Annotated in this window: 21 protein-coding genes; 10 read left to right on the top strand and 11 right to left on the bottom strand. The window is 64.3% G+C overall.

Annotation, left to right across the window (positions count from 1 at the left end; all coding sequences use genetic code 11):
- The first annotated feature begins 44 nt into the window (after positions 1–44).
- Both UB31_RS18410 and UB31_RS18405 read left to right on the top strand, forming a co-directional pair.
- Positions 45–992, top strand: a complete 948-nt coding sequence (locus UB31_RS18410; RefSeq protein WP_045000182.1) for an AraC family transcriptional regulator — start codon at positions 45–47, stop codon at positions 990–992.
- Positions 993–1,036: 44 nt separating this feature from the next.
- Positions 1,037–1,627: an NADPH-dependent FMN reductase gene (locus UB31_RS18405; protein ID WP_045011921.1), complete on the top strand. Its 591-nt coding sequence runs from the start codon at positions 1,037–1,039 to the stop codon at positions 1,625–1,627.
- Here the strand turns inward: UB31_RS18405 and UB31_RS18400 are convergent.
- Positions 1,624–2,592 carry a LysR substrate-binding domain-containing protein gene (locus UB31_RS18400; protein WP_063775635.1) on the bottom strand — a complete coding sequence of 323 codons (969 nt, stop codon included), beginning with the start codon at positions 2,590–2,592 and terminating at the stop codon, positions 1,624–1,626. The genes UB31_RS18405 and UB31_RS18400 overlap by 4 nt on opposite strands.
- A 105-nt stretch (positions 2,593–2,697) precedes the next feature.
- On the opposite strand from UB31_RS18400, the gene UB31_RS18395 reads away from it, so the two are divergent.
- Entirely contained in the window at positions 2,698–3,234 is a 537-nt protein-coding gene (locus UB31_RS18395) for a DinB family protein (RefSeq protein ID WP_045000179.1), read from the top strand.
- Between the two features lie 42 nt (positions 3,235–3,276).
- Here the strand turns inward: UB31_RS18395 and UB31_RS18390 are convergent, their stop codons facing one another.
- Positions 3,277–5,358: a methyl-accepting chemotaxis protein gene (locus UB31_RS18390; RefSeq protein ID WP_045011920.1), complete on the bottom strand. Its 2,082-nt coding sequence runs from the start codon at positions 5,356–5,358 to the stop codon at positions 3,277–3,279.
- Positions 5,355–5,978: a DUF1810 family protein gene (locus tag UB31_RS42590; protein WP_245306014.1), complete on the bottom strand. Its 624-nt coding sequence runs from the start codon at positions 5,976–5,978 to the stop codon at positions 5,355–5,357. Before UB31_RS42590 ends, UB31_RS18390 begins: the two co-directional genes overlap by 4 nt.
- Here UB31_RS42590 and UB31_RS18385 point away from each other — a divergent pair.
- Both UB31_RS18385 and UB31_RS18380 read left to right on the top strand, forming a co-directional pair.
- The gene (locus UB31_RS18385; protein ID WP_045001086.1) at positions 5,864–6,811 is read left to right on the top strand and encodes a DUF2778 domain-containing protein; all 948 of its coding nucleotides are present in this window, start codon (positions 5,864–5,866) and stop codon (positions 6,809–6,811) included. The genes UB31_RS42590 and UB31_RS18385 overlap by 115 nt on opposite strands.
- 65 nt (positions 6,812–6,876) lie before the next feature.
- On the top strand, positions 6,877–7,134 hold the full coding sequence (locus UB31_RS18380) for a hypothetical protein (RefSeq protein WP_045000176.1): 258 nt from the start codon (positions 6,877–6,879) through the stop codon (positions 7,132–7,134).
- 69 nt (positions 7,135–7,203) lie between these two features.
- On the opposite strand, the gene UB31_RS18375 is transcribed toward UB31_RS18380, so the two are convergent.
- Positions 7,204–9,060 (bottom strand): tannase/feruloyl esterase family alpha/beta hydrolase, encoded by a 1,857-nt coding sequence (locus tag UB31_RS18375; protein WP_045011919.1) that lies wholly within the window; start codon positions 9,058–9,060, stop codon positions 7,204–7,206.
- Positions 9,061–9,522: 462 nt separating this feature from the next.
- On the opposite strand from UB31_RS18375, the gene UB31_RS18370 reads away from it, so the two are divergent.
- The 4 genes from UB31_RS18370 to UB31_RS18355 all read left to right on the top strand — a co-directional run bounded on the left by UB31_RS18370 (position 9,523) and on the right by UB31_RS18355 (position 13,660).
- The gene (locus tag UB31_RS18370) at positions 9,523–10,089 is read left to right on the top strand and encodes a MarR family winged helix-turn-helix transcriptional regulator (protein WP_045000172.1); all 567 of its coding nucleotides are present in this window, start codon (positions 9,523–9,525) and stop codon (positions 10,087–10,089) included.
- A gap of 130 nt (positions 10,090–10,219) precedes the next feature.
- Positions 10,220–11,308, top strand: coding sequence for a TRAP transporter substrate-binding protein (locus tag UB31_RS18365; protein ID WP_045011918.1), 1,089 nt, complete (start codon positions 10,220–10,222; stop codon positions 11,306–11,308).
- 165 nt (positions 11,309–11,473) lie between these two features.
- A complete protein-coding gene (locus UB31_RS18360; RefSeq protein WP_156175411.1) occupies positions 11,474–12,175 on the top strand; it encodes a hypothetical protein in 702 nt (233 codons plus the stop codon).
- Positions 12,176–12,295: 120 nt separating this feature from the next.
- Complete coding sequence (locus tag UB31_RS18355) at positions 12,296–13,660, top strand: Tle-like phospholipase domain-containing protein (RefSeq protein WP_045011916.1); 1,365 nt, start codon at positions 12,296–12,298, stop codon at positions 13,658–13,660.
- Positions 13,661–13,714: 54 nt separating this feature from the next.
- Here UB31_RS18355 and UB31_RS18350 read toward each other — a convergent pair whose 3' ends face one another.
- The 6 genes from UB31_RS18350 to UB31_RS18325 all read right to left on the bottom strand — a co-directional run bounded on the left by UB31_RS18350 (position 13,715) and on the right by UB31_RS18325 (position 18,920).
- Entirely contained in the window at positions 13,715–14,497 is a 783-nt protein-coding gene (locus UB31_RS18350; protein ID WP_045011915.1) for an ABC transporter ATP-binding protein, read from the bottom strand.
- A complete protein-coding gene (locus tag UB31_RS18345) occupies positions 14,485–15,540 on the bottom strand; it encodes a dihydrodipicolinate synthase family protein (RefSeq protein WP_045011914.1) in 1,056 nt (351 codons plus the stop codon). The genes UB31_RS18350 and UB31_RS18345 overlap by 13 nt, the downstream gene beginning before the upstream one ends.
- A 6-nt stretch (positions 15,541–15,546) precedes the next feature.
- Entirely contained in the window at positions 15,547–16,368 is an 822-nt protein-coding gene (locus UB31_RS18340) for a GNAT family N-acetyltransferase (protein WP_045011913.1), read from the bottom strand.
- The gene (locus UB31_RS18335; protein ID WP_045011931.1) at positions 16,355–17,392 is read right to left on the bottom strand and encodes an NAD-dependent epimerase/dehydratase family protein; all 1,038 of its coding nucleotides are present in this window, start codon (positions 17,390–17,392) and stop codon (positions 16,355–16,357) included. Before UB31_RS18335 ends, UB31_RS18340 begins: the two co-directional genes overlap by 14 nt.
- A 29-nt stretch (positions 17,393–17,421) precedes the next feature.
- Complete coding sequence (locus tag UB31_RS18330) at positions 17,422–18,192, bottom strand: ABC transporter permease (protein WP_045011912.1); 771 nt, start codon at positions 18,190–18,192, stop codon at positions 17,422–17,424.
- Positions 18,193–18,272: 80 nt separating this feature from the next.
- Complete coding sequence (locus tag UB31_RS18325) at positions 18,273–18,920, bottom strand: TetR/AcrR family transcriptional regulator (protein ID WP_045011911.1); 648 nt, start codon at positions 18,918–18,920, stop codon at positions 18,273–18,275.
- A 100-nt stretch (positions 18,921–19,020) separates the two neighbouring features.
- Between UB31_RS18325 and UB31_RS18320 the strand changes: the two genes are divergently transcribed.
- On the top strand, positions 19,021–20,037 hold the full coding sequence (locus UB31_RS18320) for an ABC transporter substrate-binding protein (RefSeq protein WP_045011910.1): 1,017 nt from the start codon (positions 19,021–19,023) through the stop codon (positions 20,035–20,037).
- A gap of 129 nt (positions 20,038–20,166) precedes the next feature.
- On the opposite strand, the gene UB31_RS18315 is transcribed toward UB31_RS18320, so the two are convergent.
- Positions 20,167–21,495, bottom strand: coding sequence for an IS1182-like element ISBrsp9 family transposase (locus tag UB31_RS18315; RefSeq protein ID WP_045010194.1), 1,329 nt, complete (start codon positions 21,493–21,495; stop codon positions 20,167–20,169).
- Positions 21,496–21,600 lie beyond the last annotated feature (105 nt).

Genomic DNA, 21,600 nt, shown 5'->3' with positions numbered 1-21,600 from the left:
TCCGCCGGACGCGCGTCGTTTCGCGACGCAGCTTTTCATTTGTCATGACCAGCATTGATGATGCGCCTGCGTTGGCGCCAAAAATATTTCGATTTGCAGACGTCGACGAGTTTCGCAACGCGATCCGTGGCCTGAACTTCGAGTTCACGCCGTTCGTGCGAAGGATTGCGACTGAGCAGATCATCGTACAATTGCCAGGCTGTGACGTGAACGTCACGCGGGCGTTTCCGCGCGTCGTAGACGCGCAGCTCATCGCCGATTGCACCGCGGTCGGTTTTGCGATGGACGACCTTGACGTTCCCATTCGCTTCAACGGCGCGCAGCGCGACCGCGCGGTCATCGTCATCGGCAGCAGCGGGGCCGCCTACACCACCATCGAGGAGGTGCCGCGACAGATTGCCTCGGTCGTGTTCCGCCCCGAGGTGAAGGATCGCGGCTGGCCCGCGACGAGTTCCAGCTTCAAGATATTCGAGACCAGTCCGTTGGCGCTGCATTGGCTGCGCAAGGTGGTCAGGGAGGTGGTGGCTGCCGCGTCCGAGCCCATCGATCCCACTGAGGTGCCGCTGAAGGCGGCCGCGATGAAGGAGTCCCTGTTCGGCGCGGTCGATGCCGCGTTCGCCAATCTGGTTCCCGCGCGATGGACGGTTCGGCCGAACGACGAGCGGCAGTTCAAGATTTTTCAGGATATCCGCGCGCTCATATCCGACGATCTCTCACAACCGATCTACAGCGAGGAGGTCGCGCGCAAGCTCGGCCTCTCCGTCCGCACCTTGCATGATGTCGTCCGCCGCTATCGCGGCATGAGCCTGCACCGCTTCTTGCGCCTGCGCCGGCTGTGGCTGGTTCGCCAACGGCTATCGGGAGGCGCTGACAGCGTGAAGGCCGTCGCGCTGGCGTTCGGCTTCTGGCATCTCAGCGATTTCTCCCGAAGCTATCGCGACCAGTACGGCGAGACGCCGTCGGAAACGCTGGAGCGCGGACGCAGGCGATAGCGTGAAAATGGATCGGGGCCGGACTCCGTGCTAACCTGCCGGCCATGAGCAACCGCATCCTCGTCCTCTATGGTTCCTATCGCTCCGACCGGATGGGCATTCGCCTTGCGAATTTCGTGATCGATCGGCTGCGCAGCCGCGGCGAGGAGGTCGAGTTCATCGACGCCAAGGCGATCGGCCTGCCGATGCTCGACCGCATGTACAAGGAACATCCCAAGGGCGCAGCGCCGGAGGCGCTGGAGAAGCTGGCGGGGCAGATCCGCGGCGCTGACGGTTTTGTCTTCGTCACCGGGGAATACAATTGGGGCATTCAGCCCGGATTGAAGAATCTCACTGACCATTTCCTGGAGGAGTGGTTCTGGCGCCCGGCCGCCATCGTGAGCTATTCCGCCGGCCGCCTGTCCGGCGCACGCGCCTCGACCGCCTGGCACGGCACGCTGTCGGAGATGGGTATGGTCGTGGTGTCGAGCACGATCGGCGTCGGCCCGATCGCGCAGACGCTGTCGGCCGAGAGCGAGCCGATCGGCGAGGGCGGCAAGGCGCTTGAACGGTCGTTCCCGCGCTTCGCCGACGATCTCAATTGGTGGATCGAGGCGGCCAAGGCGCAGCGCGCGCGCAAGCCACCGCCATATTAAGCGCGCTTCGTGTCACCTCTCCCCAGCGGCCGCCTGCTTGGGGTGTGCTTCCCGTTGCGGCCCGAGCCGGTCGGCGCCGGCCCCTGAGTCGAAAGCGCCTTCACCCGTCGCGCCTCGGGCCTCGGCTGTTCCGACGCTGCGAGGATCCAGTCCTCAAAGGCGCTGACGAGGCGATCATTGCGGCCAACGGGTCGACGGACGAGATAATAGCCTTCGTCGAGCGTAACGGGCGGCGCGAGCAGCCTCAACCTTCCGCTCGACAGATGCGCCTCGAGGTAAGCCATATCGATCATCGCAATGCCGCCGCCGGCCAGCGCCGCTTCGAGGGCTTGCGCGCGGGACTCGACAACCAGGCCGCCGTCGCTTGGCTTTCCAGCGCGGCGGGACGCCGTCCACCAAAGCGACCAGTCCCGAAAGCGCGAGCGGGCGCGGATAATGGACGAGCCGTCGAGATTCTGATCGGCGGTCGGGGCGGCCACGGGGGCGAGCGTTTCGCGAAACAGCAAGGCCGCCGTCATTCCAGACCAGCGCCCCAATCCATAGCGGATGGCGCAGTCGATATCCTCGGCCTCAAGGTCGATCACACGACGGGTCGTGGTGAGCGCCACGTCGATATCCGGATGCAGGGCCCGGAATTCTGGAAGCCGCGGCAATAACCAGTGCGATGCCAAGGTCGCGACCGTGCTGATGCGCAACTGAGAGCGCCGGCGGCGGATCGGCTCGACAGCGGCCTCGATGCGGTCGAGGGCGTCGCCCATAACCGAGAGGAGGGCCTCGGCGTCATCGGTCGGCGCGACTCGGCGTCCCCGCTTTTGGATGAGGCCCACGCCGAGCTGGTGTTCGAGATCCGCGATCCGATGGGACAGGGCCGACCGGCTGACCCCGAGGATGTCGGCCGCTGCCGTGAGACTGCCCGTTTGAGACAGCACCGAAAGCGCCTGCAGGCCTCTGAGCGATGGAAGCATGATCTGTCGCTCACATTGGTAACGACAGGTGAGATTATCTCACCCTTTGACGCAAGCGCAAACTGCTATTCGCAAACTGCCATTGATGAGGCGGAGTGAACGTCGATGCCAAACCTGTTCCAGCAGCTTGCTGCCTATAATTCCTGGGCCAACGCCCGCCTTTACGAAGCGGCGCTCGCGTTGCCGGAAGAGCTGTATCGTGCCGATGTCGGCGTGTTCTTTCACAGCCTGCACGGCACACTGAACCACCTTCTTCTGACCGACAGGCTGTGGCTGACTCGGCTGACGGCCATCGGCGAACAGCCGAAGCGTCTCGACCAGATCCTCTACGAGGATCGCCTGGAGCTTACCCGCGCCCGGCTCGCCGAAGATGCGCGCCTCATTGCGGTGGTCGACGGTTACGACGAAGCAGCGCTGGCGCGGCTGCACGCCTATCAGACGACGTCCGGGAAGCCGCAGGAACAGCCGCTCGCGGATATCCTACTTCATCTCTTCAATCACCAGACTCATCATCGCGGCCACGCGCACGCCTGCCTTTCGATCACGACCAAGCAGGAGCCGCCGTCGCTCGATCTGCTGATGTTTCAGCGCGGACTACCGCAGCCCAATCTGGCCGAGCGCTTGAACGCGTCCACGGCGTAAGTCGCAAAACTGCTTGCCTGCTTCGGCGTGCGTTCAGGGTTTTTACGCGGCCCTGACTTCACCGAGGAAGCGGTCGAACTGTCCGGCGAGGTCGCGCGACTGCGTCGAGAGCTGCTCGGCTGCGCCCAGCACTTCCCTGGCGGCAGCACCGGTGTCGTCGGCGGCGCGCTGCACGCCGGTGATATTGGTGTTGACCTCCTGGGTGCCGCGGGCGGCCTCCTGGACGCTGCGGGAGATCTCCTTGGTCGCCGAGCCCTGTTGCTCGATCGCGGCTGCAATCGCGGTGCCGATCTGGTCGATCTCGGCGATGACATCGGCGACGTTGCGGATCGCGGTCACGGTCTCATCGCTCGCGGCCTGGATCGCGGAGATCTGCTCGGAGATTTCGGTGGTGGCCTTCGCGGTCTGACCGGCCAGCGACTTCACTTCGGACGCCACCACGGCAAAGCCGCGGCCGGCGTCGCCGGCGCGGGCAGCCTCGATGGTCGCGTTCAACGCCAGGAGATTGGTCTGCTCGGCGATGCTCTGGATCAGGGTGACGACGTCGCCGATCTTCTGCGCGCCCTCGGCGAGCGCACGTGCGGTGTCGCCGGTGCGGCGGGCGTTGTCGACGGCGCGGGCGGCGATCTCGCTGCTCTGTGCGACCTGACGGCCGATCTCGGCGATCGAGGAGGTCAGCTCTTCTGTCGCGCTCGCAACCGTCTGGACGTTGGTCGACGTCTGCTCCGAGGCGGCCGCCACGACCGCGGCCTGGCTGTTGGTCTGGGCCGCCGTCGACGTCATCGACTGCGCCGTGCTCTCCATCGTGGAGGACGCCTGCGACAGGCCGCCGACGAGCTCGGTGACCTTGGCCTCGAACGCGCGCGTGAGCTCGTCGAGCATCTGCGCACGGCGCATCTTGCCGTCATTCTCGGCCTGCTTCTCGGCCGCGAGCCGGTCGGCCCGGATCATGTTGTCCTTGAACACCGTCACGGCGGCGGCCATCGCCCCGATCTCGTCGGAACGCGCGGCGCCCGGGATCGCCTCAGTGACATCACCGTTGGCAAGCCGCGACATTCGCGAGGTCAGGCCGACGATCGGTGCGCAGACGCGGCGTCGTACCGTCACGACCAGCCCGACGCTTGCGATCAGCACGGCGATGAGGCCCGCGAGTGCGACCGTGAAGCTCGTGCGCGCGGCCGACGAGGCACTGGCCAGGATCTGCTCGGCGTTGTCGTAGAAGGCGTCGCGGACGCCGATCACCGAACCAAGACCGCGTTGCGATTCCACATAGAAGGTCTCGACGTCGTGCTCGTATTTGCCGCTGACCGCGCCGTCCTTCACGAGCTTCAGCTCGCGGCCAAAACCCTCGACATAGACCGAGTTCATCGTCTCGAGCGCGGAAGCGACATTGGCGGGCGTCGCCGGATTGCCGCGCAACTCCTGGAGTGACATCGCGATCTGGTCGTTGCGTCCCTGCGAGCGGGCGATGTCGGCCTTCTCGGCCTCCGTCGCCACCTTTTTGCCGCCGACGAGGTTCTTGTGCAGGCTGGCGTTGAGGCCGCCGACGTCGCGCAGCGTCATGGTGATGTTGGCGTAGCTGGCCTGACGGTAGGCGTCGCCGTTGAGGATCGCCATGCGGCGGACCTGCTCGTTGAGGAGCGCGGTCACGCCGCTGTTGAGCACGGCATTGTCGGCGACGATCTTCCTGGCGGCGTCCTTGCGCGCATCCGCCGGTCCTGCGATCGCCTTGTCGACGGCCTCGCGCAGCGCGGTGAGCTTTGCATTCAGCGCATCGATATTGGTGCCGGTGGTGTTGCCGTCGTCGAAGGGGCCGGGCAGGTCCTTGCGCAGCGCGTTCATCTTGTCGCGCGCGCCGTCGGTCTGCTTACGGAGCTTGTCGTGCTCGGTGAGCAGCGTCGGGTCGACGGTTGCGGGGCCGTAGAGGATGTTGGTGGCGAAACCGCGCTCGGGGTTGAGATAGCGCGGGATGTCGCTGACGGCGCGGACGATCGCGAGCCGCCCCTGCGCTTCGGTGATCCGGTCCATCGTCTGGTATTTCGTGACGGCGACATAGACGGCGAGACCGCCACCGACGGTCGAGAGCGAGACGATGGCGGTGGTCAGGAGCGTACCGATTTTCATGATCTGTCCGGCAATTGGCGCGGGAGAAAAATAATCTGCGCGGACAATAGGCAACCGGTGTTAAGCGCGGGTTTACGCTGATGGCAGCGGCAGTCGTGCGCCGAGCACGGGGCGGGCGAGGTTGGCCTCCGCCTCCGGGCGGGAGTCGATCCACATTGTGCTCGGACGTGGCGTTGAGGCCGAGGCCCGCGACCTTGCGGGAAAATGAACCACATCCAGTGGCCCTTGCTTCCGGCCTCGGGCAGCTCCCCCTGGACGTCGCGATAGACCGGATTTTGGGCATGGACGGGCCAGTTTAGGTCAAATGGACCGGTCTTTGGCCACCTCGGGGTGCCTCGCCGGCCGCGATTATGCCTAACTTTTGGCTCCCAATGTGGTAGCTGGTATAGAGTCTCCGGGTGGGGGTGGGTTCCCCCGGGGTCAATTTGGGGATCTGATGGTTTCCGACACCGCAGGAGCCGAGAGGCTGTTGTCGCGCCGCCGTATCGGGCGGGCCGAGACAATTTTGCTGTCTCTGGCCGCCGTTGCGCTGGCGCTGGGAGCTGCCGCCTGGGTCGCGGATATGAACGATTCGACCCCACTCGTTTCCGCCGCGCTGCCGCCGGCCAATGCGCCCTCATTCAATGACCGTTTCACCTCGTCGGGCAGCCCGCCCGCCCGCGATCTCGGCCTGCGGACGCTGGAACGTTCGGCGCTGAGCGTGGTGGAGCTCAAGCTCCGCGATGCCAAGGCGATGCTCGCCCAAAGGCTCCAGGGCGATGACTGGCGTTCGACGCTGACAGATGACGACCGGCCCGTTGATGAGAGGCGGCCCTCGCAGCAACGCGCCGATGCCGTCCCGATGCCGCGCTCGCGCCCGACTCAGGCCGACCTCTCCGCCCAGATCGCCTCGAGCCAGGCTTATGCGGAGACCAACCCGAGGGTCGACAACCGCAACTTCTTCGAAAAGTTCACTGACAAGATCAAGCTGGCCTCGCTGACCCCCGACAGCGGTCTGTTCGGCAAGGCGCCGGATCTCGCCGCCCTCGGCTACGATTCGCGCACGGCGGTCTATGACATCTCGGCCAAGGCGCTTTATTTGCCGAACGGCGTCGCGATCGAAGCGCATTCGGGCATGGGCGCGCTGATGGACGACCCCGAGCATGTCGACCAGCGCATGGTCGGCGCCACGCCGCCTGCGACCTACGACCTCAAGCCGCGCGAAAAACTGTTCCACGGCGTGCGGGCGCTGCGCATGACGCCCGCGGACGGCACCAGCGCGCTCGGCCGCGTCGGCCTGCTCACCCACACTTACATGCTCGGGCCGCGCGGCGATTCCAATGGCTGCGTCTCGATCAAGGACTATGATCGCTTCATGAAGGCTTACGACAATGGCGAGTTCAACCGCCTGGTCGTCGTGCCGAGCCTGAGCGGATCGGCAACCGCCTCGCAGCGCGCGAGCACCGACTCCTGATATTGCCCGGAACGGCGGGGCTGCCGTTTCCCCTTCGTTAAGCCGTTCTCGTCCAGAAGCAGCCCATGAGTGATCCAGCAAGTTCCGACACCCCGCTGCGCACCACGTTCAAGATCAAGCTGAACGGTGACACGCTGGCGATTGCGAGCGTCGGCCAGGCCTATCAGTTCCTCACCAACTTCAAATCGGTCGAGTGGATGGAATTCCGCTCGCTGCATGAGGACGCCGTCCACGCGCTCGAAGGCGCGGCCGACAATGCGATGCTCGTGGTGCAGGCAACCAACGCCGTGCGCGCGCTGTTCGTGAGCGCGAAGCTGCTCTGAGAAGGGCGTGCGGCGCACGGTAAAAGCCGCGCGCCGCACTTGTTTCGCGTTACTTGTCCCGCACGATGCTCAATGCCTATCGCCGCCGTGGCCGTCGTCATCGTCGTGGAAGTCGTGGTCGCCGCCGCGGTTGAAGCCGGGATCGACGCACGCAAAGTTTGCGGCATCGCTGGTCAAGCCGCTGCCCTTGTAGGCCGGAATCTTCGGGTAGACGCACAGCGGCCGCGTGCCTCCGGTCGGGAAGTTCTGGGCAATCCGCGGATCGAACACGCCGCCGGTCGGGTAGGGCGATGCGGTGTTGGTATTGGCCGCAACGATGCGTTCCGGCGCGATGCCGTTTTCGACCCAGTTCGTGATCGCCTTGAGTTCATTCTCGGCGAAGCTGGCGGTGGCCGCGCCGCCGCCGCAATGCGCCATGTTCGGCACCATGAAAAGCCGCGCGAAATCGGTCGCACGACCGTCCGTGTTCCGATCCATCTTGCGGTACCAGCGGGCAATCGCGGCGCCGGAGAAGATGCCGTCATTGACTGACGTCGAGATGATCAGCTTGCCGCCGCGCGACCTGAACGGACGCAGATCCGTTGCGGTCGCCGCCATGAAGTCCATCGCGCTTTCCGGATAGGCTGCTGTCTTGGTGAATATCTTCGGGGCGTCGGTGTCGAAGTTGAACTTGAATACGAAGGCTTCCTGGCCGTTCGGTCCGTTGACGGGCGTGACGACGGGCGGGGTCTGGAAGATCATCGGGATCGCGCCCGCGCCAAGCGTCAGGTTGATCGCGGTGTTGACGCCCGGCACCGGTGCGGTGACGACGTTCCAGAATTGCCAGCCTGCGCCGGGCGCAGTGGGCGGCGTCCAGATGCCGGCGTCCCAGAACCAGTTCGAATAGAGCCTTTCGCCCCTGGAGTTGACCGGCCCGCCATAGATCTTCTTCAGCGCATCCACTTGCGGGCTGGTCAGGCAGGTTCCGCCATGCGGCGTGCTGCCATGCGAGCCGCTGCCGCAGGTGAAGCTGGCGAGCGCCGGATAGACCTTCTTCGCCGTGCAGGCGTGATAATTGTCGATGATCCCGTCGACGAGGCCATCGAGCGCGTCGCAGGCGCTCAGGATCGCGGCCGAAGCGACCTGAAGGTCCTGCTGCGGAAAGGTGTCGGGAATATACGGCTGGCCGTTGACGTCCTTGCTTGTGGCGAGCTTGCCGAGCACCTGCTCGTTCCAAGCTTCCGCGAGACCTGCCTGCGGCAGGTTGAAGCCGGGATTTTGCGAGATCACGCCGTCGAACAGCCAGGGCGATCGCTGTGACGCGACCATGGCGTCGCGTCCGCCGTTGGAGCAACCCATGATGTAGGAATAGACGGGGTCGAGGCCGTAGAAATAGGAGATGATCTGCTTCGAGATCGTCGCGGTCTTTTCGATGCCGTTGTAGCCGTAGTCCCTGCGCGCCTGGGCGTCGATCGCGAAATGCGCGGAGCCTCCCGCATTGGCATCGTCGTCCTGATATCCGCCGACTGCGTTGCTGGCGCTGTCTTCGTGGCCGCCGTCATCGGCTGCGACCGCCCAGCCTTGACCGAGCTCGACGCCGGCCGAACCTTGCGGATCGCTTTGCAGGCTGCCGTCGGTGCCGCCGCCGCCCATCATCTCGAAGCGGCCATGCCATGTGGTGGGCAAGTTGAGGGCGAAGCCTATTCCGTAAGTGAAATGATCGGGGTCCTGCGTCGAGACCCGCTTGTTGATGATGCCGATCACGTTGCAATAACCCGACTTCTGGGTCGCACTCAGGATCTGCGTATTCGGGAGCGTAAGCCCTGTGAGGCCGGTACAGGCCGCGCGTGGGGCCACGCCGCTCGAAGGCAGTCCGTGCGCGGTCGCCTGTGTGCCGAGAGCCGCCCAACCGGCCACGATCGTCGATGCAAGGAATAGTCGCTTCATGTCAGTCCCTCCCAGTGTCATCATTGACGGTTGAACGAAATCGTCGCGACGCGGCGCCTGCCGCGAGGCGTCGCGAGCTCAGAGTCATTTGCGAGACTGCTGCCTGGGGACATGCGCGCGCGATTGCGATGCGCTGCAGCGCACATTCGGCTGTGCGCAAAACCATCCTGCCGCGATGCGTCATGGCACGCGGAGAGGCGTCCATCTCTGATGGAAGCACGGGCGTCATCCCCCATGGCCTGCTCGTGAACGGCAGGCTTTCACGATGAATATGCGAGCGATGTTGCCGTGTCAACATGACGCAACACGCGAGTCCGCAGTGCAACCTGTCGTAGAAGCTGTATACGCAGGAGCAGGTTCCGCCCGGCTTCTCGATCCGGGTCCGCTGCGATAGGCTGAGCAATCGAATCTCGAGCAACCGGGCCGGATGCTGCTGCGTCGGCGCGTGAAAGACGGTCGTCGATGGATCCAGGGAAGTCAGGCGTCAGGAAGCGATCTGCCAAAGGATCCGGCAAGGCAGCGCCGCGCGGGGCGCCGATTGCAAAGCCGTCTCGATCGCCGCCGCGCGCCGCGCCGGCCGCAAAGCCCGCCCGGACAAAACTGCTTGCCTCGGCCGACCTGTCTCATTCGCTCGGCTATCGCATCCGTCGGGCCCAGCTCTGGGTCTTCAAGGACGTCAGTAGGCGGCTCGCCGCATTCGACATCAGCCCAGCGCAGTTCTCCGTCCTGTCGGTGATCGAGGCCAATCCGGGCGTCAATCAGCTGACCATCGCGCAATCGCTGTCGATCGAGCGGGCGGGACTCGGGCGGCTGGTGGATCATCTGGAGCGCCGCGGCCTGGTGCAGCGTTCTGCCTCCGCCATCAACCGCCGCTACTACGTGCTGTACCTGACGAATCCTGGCGTCGCACTGCTGGGCCGGCTGCGGCCGGCGATCGCGGAGAGCGAGAAGACTCTGGCGGCCAAGATCGGGCCGCGCGCGTTCAAGGAATTGCAGCGGGCGCTGTCGATTTTTCTCGAGGATTCCTGAGCGGTCGCCGGCCGTCCGGCCGCGTGTCCTCTCAAAACTTGAACTCCGCTTCAGGAACGGGCAAACGGTCGGCGAAGACCGTGGCCAAAAGGCCACCCATCCGAAGCTGACCTCAAGGGAGAAACCCATCATGAAACGCCGTACATTCCTCAAGGGCGGCGCGGTGGCCGGCGCGACGACGCTGGTTGCGGCCCCTGCGATCGCGCAGTCGCTGCCCGAGATCAAATGGCGCCTGACGTCGAGCTTCCCGAAGTCGCTCGACACCATCTACGGCACGGCGCAGACCTTTGCGAAATACGTCGCCGAGGCCACCGACAACAAATTCCAGATCCAGACCTTTGCGGCGGGCGAGCTCGTTCCCGGCCTCCAGGCGCTCGATGCCGTCAGCGTCGCCTCCATCGAGATGGCGCAGACGCCGCTCTATTTCTACATCGGCAAGGAGCCGGCGCTGGCCTACGCGACCGGCGCGCCGTTCGGCATGAACCATCGCCATCAGGAATCGTGGTGGCATTTCGGCGGCGGCGCTGACCTCACCAACGAGGCGCTGAAGCCGTTCAAGGCGCACGCCATCCTCTGCGGCAATTCCGGCACCCAGATGGGCGGTTGGTTCCGCAAGGAGATCAAGACCGTCGACGATCTCAAGGGCCTCAAATTCCGCATCGCCGGCATGGGCGGCCATGTGCTGGCGCGGCTCGGCGTGGTGCCGCAGCAGCTCGCGGGCGGCGACATCTATGCGGCGCTGGAGAAGGGCTCGCTCGACGCGGTCGAATTCGTCGGTCCGTATGACGACGAGAAGCTCGGCTTCCACAAGGTCGCCAAATACTACTACTTCCCCGGCTGGTGGGAGGGTGGCGCCATGTTGCACATGATCGTCAATGACGAGAAGTGGAACGCACTGCCGAAGCAGTATCAGGCGATCCTCAACCAGGCCGGTTCTGCGGCCGGCGCCTGGATGCTCGAGAAATACGACAGCGTGAATCCGGCGGCCCTGAAGCGGCTGATCGCCAATGGCGCGGAGTTGAAGGCGTTCCCGCAGCCGGTGCTGGAGGCCTGCTATACGGCGACCCAGGAACATCTGAACGAGCTCGCCGCCAAGAGCGACCTGTTCAAGCGGACCAAGGAGAGCCACGACGCTTATATGAAGGAGCTGCTGTTCTACACGCAGATCGCGGAGAATTTTTACGACAACTATCTGCTCAGCAAGATGCGCAAGGGCTGATCGCGTTGCAACGATGTGCGGCCGATCGCTTCCTGCGTTCGGCCGCGATCGCAGTGCCTGCGATTTGCGAGCGTGGACGGAGTTGCCGGCTAGCATTTACCGATTGCGTGACACAATCTCCGGCTGTATCATATGAGCCATATTGAAGCTGGAATGCTTTGAATTTTGGCTCGCTCCGAGCCACTGCTTGTGCCCTATCATTTGTATCACGTACGCGTTGAATTGCTGGCGAGCACTTCGCCGACGAACACTTGGCCCGTGATGAGCATCGAACCTGCCACAGAAGCACGCCGGCATTGGTGGCGCCTCGCTCTGCTGTTGCTCGTGGTTCTTCCTTTCCTCCCGGAGCTCGCGATCTCCGTGGTCGGCGGGCTCGCCAAAATCGGTGGCTGCGTTGTCGACCAGAAGGAGGTGTGCCTCATTGTGGGCGTCAACGTTAGCGACGTCGTTTCCGGTCTAGTCACCGCAGCGGTCGTGATCGGCAGCGCATTCGCCTGGCTGGGGCTCGCGGCGGTGTGGCTCGTGCTGTGTTATCTGGCGATCGTTCGAGGCTGGGCGGGGCTTGCTGCGCGCCTTCTCCTTGCGCTGTTGGTCACGGTGGTTTTCGCGTTGCTGCCTTATCTCGCGCCCGGTTTTGCGATTGCTCCGTTCGTCAATGCCAACTGTCAGCCGAACGAAGGCGGGGTCGGCTCCTGCCTCATATTCGGTGGTAACGTCAGCAGCGCGCATCACACCGTCATCCTGCCATGGCTGATCTTCGCCGGTGTCCCGATCGCACTCGGCACCGCTCTCGCTTGCGCGATTGTCATGGCCATCGTCAGGGCCCGGCGCACTCGTGCCATCAAGCGATCAGCACGATCCGGCTGATTGTTGTCGCCCGGGATCGCGGTTGCGTATGGATCGTTGCACAAGCTAAAGTTATAAGCTATTTTGGGTTGGTTGATTTTAAGCCAGATGCATATTCAATCAATTTTGGAGCCTCCATCCATGGGTGATGCTCGCAAATTCGGCTTTCGCATCGCGGGAGCGACCGCGGCGCTTGCCTTCATCGGTCTCGCGCAGCCAGCCGCCGCGCAGTTCAACGACACCGTCGCGTTTACGATCACCGACGCCAAGGGCGAAACGGCGGTGCCGCCGGGATGTCCCCGGTCCCGTTTGTATTCTGTCGACCCGCGACGGCTGATCAACGGCTCGCTGCGGGCCAGCGATTACTCCTGCTACACCAGCGAGGGGGACGTACGCGGAATCGCAGCTTACTATGCGCCATACGCCATTCAGGCCGCGTTGTCGTACCAAACGATAACGGACAGCGTCGCATCATTGACGGCTGCGATAAAGAGTTCCTTTCCAGCTCAACCTGATCGCGTCCAGAATCTGCTGGTTCGCAGGGGGTGGCGATTCCAGGCCCCCGATCGCTGCTTGACGCAAGGACAGTGTGGTGCGGAATATCAGCCAGATCCGAGGGGACTATCCTATCAGATCTGGTCTCGAACCGATGCCAGCGGCACGTGCCGCGAGGCCAGTATCGCGTTTCGAGGCAGCGTTTCGGGTCTCAATAGCTGGCTTTCGAACTTCGAGACCTATGTTACGGCTTTCGATTCCGAATACAGTCAGTTTCAGCGCGAATTCAGTGTGGTTCTCAACAACGTTCAAAAGCTGCGTTGCAGGCAAATCGTCACGGTCGGGCATTCGTTGGGAGGAGGCTTGGGACAGTTTGCAGCTTTGTCAGCGCCTCGGGGACGTGCGGTCGCCAAGGTCGTCACCTTCAATACCTCGCCTGTCAGTGGTGTAAACCTCATCACCGACAAGGAGCTTTTGAATGCCAATGCGACCGGGCTCACCATCGATCGGGTGAATCAGCAAGGAGAAGCGTTGTCGTTCAACTTTTTCAAGTCGCGGCGACAGACGCGTGCCACGGTGTGCGATCCCTTGATCCGAGGCGTGGAATTCAATGCAAGTGCTGCCGGTTCAGGCATGCCGTTGCTGTCTGCTTTTGAGCGACACGAAATGGGCCCGCTTGCGTCCAAGCTGGTTGATTTGTCGTACAAGGACACGGATCCAGCCGCTGTCCCGGTGAAGCCGAAACTGCCGCCGGTGGGCAGGGGCGCTTGCGGCGATACGCGATATCAAGAGGAGCCGGACGAGCAAGCCCCGCTTGTTGCCAGCACCAGCGGGAGTGGCCGCCGTGCCTTCGGAAGCACCGGTCTCTTGATGGCGCTGCCGAGCCAGGACGTTGCTGTTTACGCGGATGCTGCCAATCGCGACGGAGGCCTCGTCAGGGCAACGGTGCGCAAGAGCGTAGCGAAGCAATATGTGCGCAGGAGCGGACGGATTCATCTGGCGCGGTCTTGACGTGGCGCATCGTTGGCCTGAGCGCGACTTCTTCGTCGCGCCAGGCTCACGCTCTCACGCCGCGCCCAAGCCCAGCTTCTCATAGATGCGGCGCGCATAGGCGCCGAAGGCGTCCGTTGTCTTCAGCGGCAGGTCGCGCGGGAAGGGCAGGTCGATAGCGAAATAATCGGCCATCTTCGCTGGTCCTGCGGTCAGCACAGCGCAGTGCGAGGACAGGAACACGGCTTCCTGGATCGAGTGCGTGACGAAGACGATGGTCTTGCCGCTCTCGCGCCAGATCCGCAGCATCTCCAGATTCATCTGCTCGCGCGTCAGCGCGTCCAGCGCGCCGAACGGCTCGTCCATCAGGATCAGTTTTGGATCATGGATGAAGGCGCGCGCGATTGCGGTGCGCTGCTGCATGCCGCCTGAGAGCTGCTGCGGATATTTCTGTTCGTAGCCGGCAAGCCCGACCAGGTTGAGCAGATCGCGGGCCCGCTCCCGGGCAGCCTTCATCGGCAGGTCGACGATCTCGGCCGGCAACAGCACGTTGTCCAGAATGGTTCGCCACTTCAGCAAAAGTGCCTGCTGAAACACCATGCCGATGTCGCGGCTGGGATCGAACGGGCTTTTGGCGTTGCCGATCTTGACGGTGCCGCCGTCGGCGTCGTGCAGGCCGGCCAAGATCTTCATCACCGTGGTCTTGCCGCATCCGGATGGACCGACCAGCGAGACCAACTCACCTTCCTGCACGTCCATCGTGACGTCGGACACCGCGAGAAACTCGGCGCCGCCGCTGCGATAGACCTTTCGGACGCCGCGCAGGCTGATGAAGGGTTCTTCCGTCATGCCAGCCATTTGTCGAGGTTGGCGGTCACGAACGCATCGTCGCTGAGGTCGGCGTGCTCGCGGCAGACGCGATCGATCTCCTCCTTCTGGCCGGGGCTCAGGCCTTCGTTGGGATCGAGGCACCACAGGCCTTGCATCAGGCCCTGGCGGCGCAGCACCTCGTGGCAGCCGGCGATGCAGCCGTGAAAATTGTTGGCGACGTCGAAGAAGGCGCTGTTGCAGTCGGTGACGCGGGCGTCGAGCGCGAGCAGATCAGCGGGTACGCTGTCCTTGTGCCGCGCCGCCTTGCAGCGCTCGAACTGCTTGATCGCGCTCGCGGTCCAGACCGACCAGTGCCCGAGCAGGCCGCCTTTGAAATAGGTGCGCGTCGTGACGCCATTGTCGCGCAGGTCAAACGGCAGCATGAGGTCGAGCAGGATGTGATCGTCATTGCCGGTGTAGAGCGCGACGCGATCGAGCGCACCGGCTGCCGCGACGCCGCGCAGCACGTCGAGCGTGCGGTAGCGGTTGAACGGCGCGATCTTGATCGCGATCACATTGTCGATCGAGGCAAAGCGCTGCCAGAAGTGGCTCGACAGGATGACGCCGCCCACGGCGGGCTGGAGATAGAAGCCGACAAGCGGGATTTCGGCGGCGACCGCGGTGCAGTGCGCGATGATCTCGTCCTCAGAGGCGCTCTTCATCGCGGCGAGGCTGAGCAGGCCGGCATGATAGCCGATGTCACGCGCGGTGCGCGCCTCGGCAGTCGCTTGCCGGGTCGGGCCTGCGAGCCCTGCGACCATCGCCAGCGGCCGCTTGGTCCAGCTCGCGGCAGTCTCGGCAGCGAGTTCGAGCACGGGACGGTAGAGGCCGACGTCGCGGATCGCGAACTGGGTCGTGTGCACGCCGACCGCAAGGCCGCCTGAGCCGGCGTCGATGTAATAGCGCGTCAGCGCGCGCTGATGGGTTTTGTCGAGCTGGCGCTCGGCGGTGAGAGCCAATGGGTGTGCCGGCAGTACGGTGCCCTCGGCGATCAGTTTGCGGATGTCGCTGTTGATCTGGCTGTGGTGCATGATGTCCTATCCGAATTCAGGGCCGGCGACGGCGAATGGCGTTTTCTCACCAGTCGTGGTGGCGGGGCCGAAGCGCATGCGCTGGAACGGCCGTTCGATGGTCCAGCCCGATGCGGTCAATCCTTCCAGGAAGGCGGCCTGCGACGCGACGGCGTCGACCAGGAATGGTCCGTTTTCAGAGCGCGCTATCGCGTGAACCAGAGCCAGCGCTTCCGCGGCATTGTCGGCAAACAATGGGCCGATATGACGTGCGGTTCTGCCGTCCCGGACCAGCGCGATGCATCCATTCGCCGTCGTGATGCGCGAGCCGGAGCGCTGTGCGAAGGCGGTCAAGAGGGCGGTCCGGTCGAAACCGGTGGCCCGCCGGTCCCGTGCGCGAAGCGCGTCGAGCGTCGCGACTGAGGGCGTCGGCGAGGACACCTGCGCGGATTTCAGGAGTTTCAGCCGGCGCAACTGAAGCGTCGGCGTGAACCCGAGCGGTCCGTAGACGGCCGCGCCGGCAGGTGTCGCGTCGAGCCAGCTCGTCAGGCCGTTCTTGCGTGCCGTTTCCAGGCAGGCATCGACGAGACGGGTGGCGAGGCCGCGGCGGCGATGCGTGCCTGATACCAGCACCATGCTGATCCAGGCGTTGTTGCCGGAATAGGGCAGCAGCGCGGCCGTGGCGACCAGGCGCATGCCGTCGCGAATGCCGAACACGACGCCGTCGCGCAGGAAGATGCGCCAGTCCTCTTCGGTCTGGTTCCATTGCGCTTCCGTCGAGAGCGCGAGCCCTGCGATCGCGTCGTCGACGCCGAGCTTGAGGATGGGCGGGCCGTCAGTAGCGTCCATCGCGCACCTCGTATTTGGTGGGCTTGCCGAGGCTCGGCATAGCGCGGGACACCCAGTCCGCGGTCCAGGCGATTAACTGCTCGGTGTCGACGACAGGGAGGCCGAATAGCTCGACCGCCTGCGACGTGTCGGTCAGCCATGCGGTCGGCTGCTCCTCGCCGACCAGCACCGGCGCGCGGCCGAAGCGGGCGCCGAATTTGGCTGCGAGATCGCGCACCGCCAGGATTTCGTGCCCACTGACATTGATCGGCGAGGTCGGTGCCGTGCAATGCGCAAGGCACCGCAGCGCTTGCGAGGACGCGTCACCCTGCCAGATGAAATTGACGTGACTGATGCTGACGTCGATCGGGGTGCCCGTGAGCACCTTTGTCGCGATGTCGTGCAGCACGCCGTAACGCATGTCGATCGCGTAATTGAGCCGGAACAGCCGCCCTGGCGTTCCGAGCTTGTGCGAAAAATACTCGAACATGCGTTCGCGGCCGACGCAGGACTGGGCGTATTCGCCGGGCGGGTTCGGCGCCATGGCCTCGGTCGAGCCTTTGCCGTCGACGGGGACGAAGGGATAGACGCAGCCGGTCGAGAACGCCACGATCCGGGACGACGGGAAGGCCTGTGCGACCAGCGCCGGCACATGCGCGTTCATCGCCCAGGTCAGCGACAGATCGCCCTCGGCGCCGAACTTGCGGCCTGCCATGAAGACGATGTTGGGCGCCTTCGGCAGCGCGTTGATCGCGGCCTCATCCAGCAGGTCGCAATTGATGGTCTCGACGCCGCGCGCTTGCAGCCAGTCCTTGACGCCGGCATCGCTGAAGCGGGCGACGCCGATGACGCGTCGATCGGGCGCGGCAGCTTTCGCAAGCCCCGCCAGCGTCGGGCCCATCTTGCCGGCGACGCCGAGGATCATGATGTCGCCGTCGACCTTGGCGAGGTCGTCGATGAGCGCCTGACCCGGCCGGCACAGGAGATCGTCGAGCGCTGCGATATCGGGAATCGTCTTCGGCAGCGTCTGGCGGGTGAGCAGCATGGATCGGTCCTTCGTCAAGTTTGCGGTCTTCAAGTCTGTCTTGCATCGCCGACCACGAACATGCGTTCGAGGGCGAGGACCAGGCCGTAGAGAGCGACCCCGAGCAGCGTCAGCAGCACGACGGCCATCACCATCGCGGGCGTGTCGAGCGACGACTGCACCTGGATCATGAGATAGCCGAGCCCGCGCTCGGAGGCGATGAACTCGCCGACGATGGCGCCGGCGACCGCGAGGATGGCGCCGACCTTCATGCCGGAGAAAATGTAGGGCAGCGATCCCGGCAGCTGGATCTTGCGGAACAGTGTCCAGCGCGAGCCACGCAGTGATTTGACGAGGTCGAGCAAATCAGGCTCGACCTCGCGCAGGCCGCGCGCGGTGGTCAGCAGGATCGGGAAGAAGCAGATGCTGAACGCGATCAGGATGTTCGGTACGATGCCGTAGGAGAACCAGACGATCAGGAGAGGTCCGAGCGCGACCTTCGGAATCATGTTCAGCGTCACGAATAGCGGCAGCAGAACGAGGCTCACCAGGGGCGCCCAGCTGAAGATCACGGCGAATGCCACGCCGACGACCGCGCCGAGCGCAAAGCCGCCGAGGATCTCGATCGCCGTCACCAGCGTGTTGGCGCCCCATGCGTAATTCGCAATTCCGAGCGTCTTCACCGTCGCGAGTGGGGAGGGCAGGATGAACTTCGGGACGTGGAAGGCGTCGACCAGCACCTGCCAGAGCACGAGCACGGCCAGATGCACGATCAGGATGATCGCAAAGCTGCGCGCCGGACTTGCCCCGTCACCTGCCACCGGTTTCTCCCTGTTGGCGGCCACCCTGCCGCAACGACAAGCCTAACCGGCTCCGACGGAAGTTTCAACCAATTGGTTGATTACGGCCGGAGCGACTGCAACACCAGGTCTGCGACATGCCTGCGGCGGGCGCGCCGCTGGGCCCGGCTCGACAGGTCTTTGCCGAAGATCGCCGACAGCGTCGGCGTGTTGGAGAAGAAGAAATAGCTCAAGCCGGCGATGGAGATATAGAGCTGGACGGGGTCGATCCCCTTGCGGAACACGCCCGAGCGCACGCCCTCGTTGAGGATGTGGGAGACGCTTTTGACCAGCGGGGAATGCATCGCTTCCAGCCGCGTTGAGCCGCGGACATGGCGGGCGCCGCCGCGGTTCTCGTCGTTCAGAAGCACAATGAAATCGGGGTTTGCCGCGAGATGGTCGAACGAGGCTTCGATCAGTTTGCGGATCGCCTTTTCCGGCGGCAGGCCTTCGAGATTGAGCCTGCGCTCCTGCTCGCGGATGTCCTCATAGACCCATTCGAGCACGGCGAGGTAGAGCGCATCCTTGTCGCCAAAGTAGTGATAGACCAGCTGCTTGTTGACGCCGGCGCGCTCGGCGATCTCGTCGACGCGGGCGCCCGCAAGGCCGTGCCGGGCGAATTCCAGGCGCGCTGCGCTGAGCAGCTTCTTGCGGGTGGCCACGGGGTCGCGCCGCTGCGGCACGGTGTCGCCAGATCGTTTTGCGGCCATTTCCAACCAAACAGTTGACAAGTTGAGGGCGGGCTTGTTGCATTGGTAGCCTCACATGGGGAGAGCGACAAGCCGGGTCGCGGGAATGAGGAGAGATGCGATGAAGCGTTTGCAGGCGGCGGGCTCGACCCTGTTCTTGACCCTGATGCTCGGTCTTCCGGCGGTGCCGGTAAGCGCCGGCGAGGCGGTCAATCTGATCCTGAACTGGACCCCGACAGCCGACCACTCGCCGTATTATTACGCCAAGGCGCAGGGCTGGTACGAGAAGGCCGGCATCGACCTCACCATCGAAACCGGCAAGGGCTCCGGTGTCTCCGCAGCCAAGGTCGGCTCCGGCGGCGCGCCCTTCGGCGTCGCGGATCTCGCCACCATGCTGGTGGCAAAGAGCAAGGGCGCCGACACCGTCGCTGTCATGAGCGTCTACGCCAACACCGGCCAGACCTTCTACTGGCTGAAGAGCTACGGCGTGAACGGGGTGAAGGAGTTTGCCGGCCACAAGATCGGCAATCCGCCCGGTGACGCCTCGCGCGTGATGTGGCCTGCCTTCGCCAAGGCCGCAGGGCTTGCCCCCGACTCCGTCAGCTTCGTCAATATCGGGCCTACCGCGAAGATCGCCGCGCTGAAGAGCCACACCGTCGACATCATCAGCGACTTCTACAACGAGCACGATTCGAAGGTGATCGAGTTCGGGCCCGATCTCGGCTACGTTAACTGGAAGGACATCGGGCTCAACCCTTACGGCAACTCGCTGATCGTCAACGGCGCCTACCTCCAGAAGAACCCCAAGGTCGTCGAGGATTTCGTCCGCGTCTCGCAGAAGGCGTTTGCAGCCTGCGTCGCTGACGCCACGCCCTGCCTGAAGGCGCTGCTCGACCAGGTCTCCGGTCTCGACAAGGAGAGCCAGGAGCGCCAATGGGAGCGCATCAAATATCTGATGACCGACGAGTTCACGACGACGAAAGCGCTCGGCTGGATCGACGGCGAGCGGATGAAAAAGGACTACGAGTTGGTCCAGACCTATCTCGGCATGGAGAAACCGTTCGACGTGAGCACGGCGTTCACGACCAAGATGCTCGATCCGAGCATCAAGATGGATGCGAGCAAGGTGAAGAAGTAGGGCTACCGATCAAGGCGTTGCTCTGTCTCCCGTCACCCTGAGAGCTTGTGACGCTTTTACTTGTTCGGAACGGAGTGGAGTTTCTTGTCGCGGTAAATGGCGGGTCTGAGTTCGTCGATGAGCTCTCGTTTATGCGCTGCGGAGGCGGTTGCCTTGCAGGATGTTGTTGGTGAGGGCGTACCAGAGCACGACGGCGCGGACCTTTTCGATCCCGCGCACGGTCAATTGCCGTAGGTTCCAGTTGCGCCAGCGGGCATGGATGCACTCGCATATCGAACGGGGCTTGTACCGGGCCTTGCCCTCTTTGCTCGCCATCCGCGCACGCCAAGCCAGTACCCCCGCGCCGTCGCCGCGTCGCGGCAGGTAGGGGTCGGTGCCGTGCTTGGATTGAGTGGGCGGGCAAAAAACCTCTATGCCCTCGGCATGCGCCCACTCGATGTCTTCCGCACTGCCAAAGCCGCCATCGACGAGATGGTCTTTGGGCAGGCCGCCAGGGCGCGTGCGCTGCCGCTCCAGCATGGGCCGCATCAGCCCGCGGTCGGACCCCGTGTTGCATACCTTAACGTCAGTGACGAACTGCTCGCCGGCCGCACTCGTCACCTGCACGTTGTAGGCTGGGCGGAAGCCGCCATCCGCCATCTTCATGACCCGTGCATCGGCGTCCGTCGTCGACGCGCGCGGCTCCTTCGGCGTCTTGCCATTGCCTTGCTTGCTCTCGCGTTCCTTGCGCTGCTGCTTGATCTCGGCAAGCGCCGCCTGCGCCGCTTTCACGCGCGCGCTGCGTTCCTCCGCGGCTCGCTCCTTGGCTGCCCGGGCGCGCTGATTGCTGGCGTCAGAGCGCACGTCGACTTCGCGCTTGAGGTCTTCCACCACCGTCTCAGCCAGGGCCAGATGCCGCTCGAGTGTCGCCTCGCGCCGGAACGAGGCGGCTCCCGCGCTGGCCCGGACCCGCACCCCGTCCTGCGCCAGTGTCGCCAGATTGACGAGACCAGCCTTCGCCAGCGCCGCCAGATGCTCGCTGAGCAGCCGGTCCAGCAGGTCGGCGCAACCGACCCGGAAGTCCGCCAGCATGTGATAGTTCACCGACACCCCGCCGCACAGCCAACGATAGGCATCGTGGCTCTCGCACAGTCGCTCCAATGCTCGCGCGCTGCCGACGCCCTCGCTGGTGGCTGAGAGCCACAGCGCCAGCAAAAGCCGCGGCGAGGTCGCGGGGTGACCGGGGCGGTCGCCCCTGGCCTTGATCCGGTTCTCCAGCTCACTCAGATCAAGCTCTTCGACATAAGACCAGATCAGGCGCACCGGATGGTCTTCCCCGATCAGGCTCTCGATATCCACCGCTCGCAACGCGATCTGGTCGCGCTGTGGCTCACGCAGCCGTGGCGCGCCGAGCGGCGCCGCGTCGGCTTCAGGCTTCGATTGCGCCGGCAGATCACCGAACAATTCATCGGCAGCCATCTTCGCCTCCCGCCAATCCATCATCGCCAGAGAATCACATGCCACCGGCATTCGGACAGATTTACCTGGCACGCTGCCAAAAAATCACACGCTCTGAGGTGGCCG

Origin of the sequence: Bradyrhizobium sp. LTSP849, assembly GCF_000938255.1 — a bacterium.
Classification (GTDB): Bacteria; Pseudomonadota; Alphaproteobacteria; order Rhizobiales; family Xanthobacteraceae; genus Bradyrhizobium.
This window is presented reverse-complemented; position numbering and strand designations above follow the sequence as displayed.

What these genes read in the sequence shown, in the direction of transcription:
- UB31_RS18410 (WP_045000182.1), top strand. Translation starts at nt 45, where the DNA reads ATGACCAGCATTGATGATGCGCCTGCGTTGGCGCCAAAAATATTTCGA.
- UB31_RS18405 (WP_045011921.1), top strand. Translation starts at nt 1,037, where the DNA reads ATGAGCAACCGCATCCTCGTCCTCTATGGTTCCTATCGCTCCGACCGG.
- UB31_RS18400 (WP_063775635.1), bottom strand. Translation starts at nt 2,592, where the DNA reads ATGCTTCCATCGCTCAGAGGCCTGCAGGCGCTTTCGGTGCTGTCTCAA.
- UB31_RS18395 (WP_045000179.1), top strand. Translation starts at nt 2,698, where the DNA reads ATGCCAAACCTGTTCCAGCAGCTTGCTGCCTATAATTCCTGGGCCAAC.
- UB31_RS18390 (WP_045011920.1), bottom strand. Translation starts at nt 5,358, where the DNA reads ATGAAAATCGGTACGCTCCTGACCACCGCCATCGTCTCGCTCTCGACC.
- UB31_RS42590 (WP_245306014.1), bottom strand. Translation starts at nt 5,978, where the DNA reads ATGAGGGCGCATTGGCCGGCGGCAGCGCGGCGGAAACGAGTGGGGTCG.
- UB31_RS18380 (WP_045000176.1), top strand. Translation starts at nt 6,877, where the DNA reads ATGAGTGATCCAGCAAGTTCCGACACCCCGCTGCGCACCACGTTCAAG.
- UB31_RS18375 (WP_045011919.1), bottom strand. Translation starts at nt 9,060, where the DNA reads ATGAAGCGACTATTCCTTGCATCGACGATCGTGGCCGGTTGGGCGGCT.
- UB31_RS18370 (WP_045000172.1), top strand. Translation starts at nt 9,523, where the DNA reads ATGGATCCAGGGAAGTCAGGCGTCAGGAAGCGATCTGCCAAAGGATCC.
- UB31_RS18365 (WP_045011918.1), top strand. Translation starts at nt 10,220, where the DNA reads ATGAAACGCCGTACATTCCTCAAGGGCGGCGCGGTGGCCGGCGCGACG.
- UB31_RS18355 (WP_045011916.1), top strand. Translation starts at nt 12,296, where the DNA reads ATGGGTGATGCTCGCAAATTCGGCTTTCGCATCGCGGGAGCGACCGCG.
- UB31_RS18350 (WP_045011915.1), bottom strand. Translation starts at nt 14,497, where the DNA reads ATGGCTGGCATGACGGAAGAACCCTTCATCAGCCTGCGCGGCGTCCGA.
- UB31_RS18345 (WP_045011914.1), bottom strand. Translation starts at nt 15,540, where the DNA reads ATGCACCACAGCCAGATCAACAGCGACATCCGCAAACTGATCGCCGAG.
- UB31_RS18340 (WP_045011913.1), bottom strand. Translation starts at nt 16,368, where the DNA reads ATGGACGCTACTGACGGCCCGCCCATCCTCAAGCTCGGCGTCGACGAC.
- UB31_RS18335 (WP_045011931.1), bottom strand. Translation starts at nt 17,392, where the DNA reads ATGCTGCTCACCCGCCAGACGCTGCCGAAGACGATTCCCGATATCGCA.
- UB31_RS18325 (WP_045011911.1), bottom strand. Translation starts at nt 18,920, where the DNA reads ATGGCCGCAAAACGATCTGGCGACACCGTGCCGCAGCGGCGCGACCCC.
- UB31_RS18320 (WP_045011910.1), top strand. Translation starts at nt 19,021, where the DNA reads ATGAAGCGTTTGCAGGCGGCGGGCTCGACCCTGTTCTTGACCCTGATG.
- UB31_RS18315 (WP_045010194.1), bottom strand. Translation starts at nt 21,495, where the DNA reads ATGGCTGCCGATGAATTGTTCGGTGATCTGCCGGCGCAATCGAAGCCT.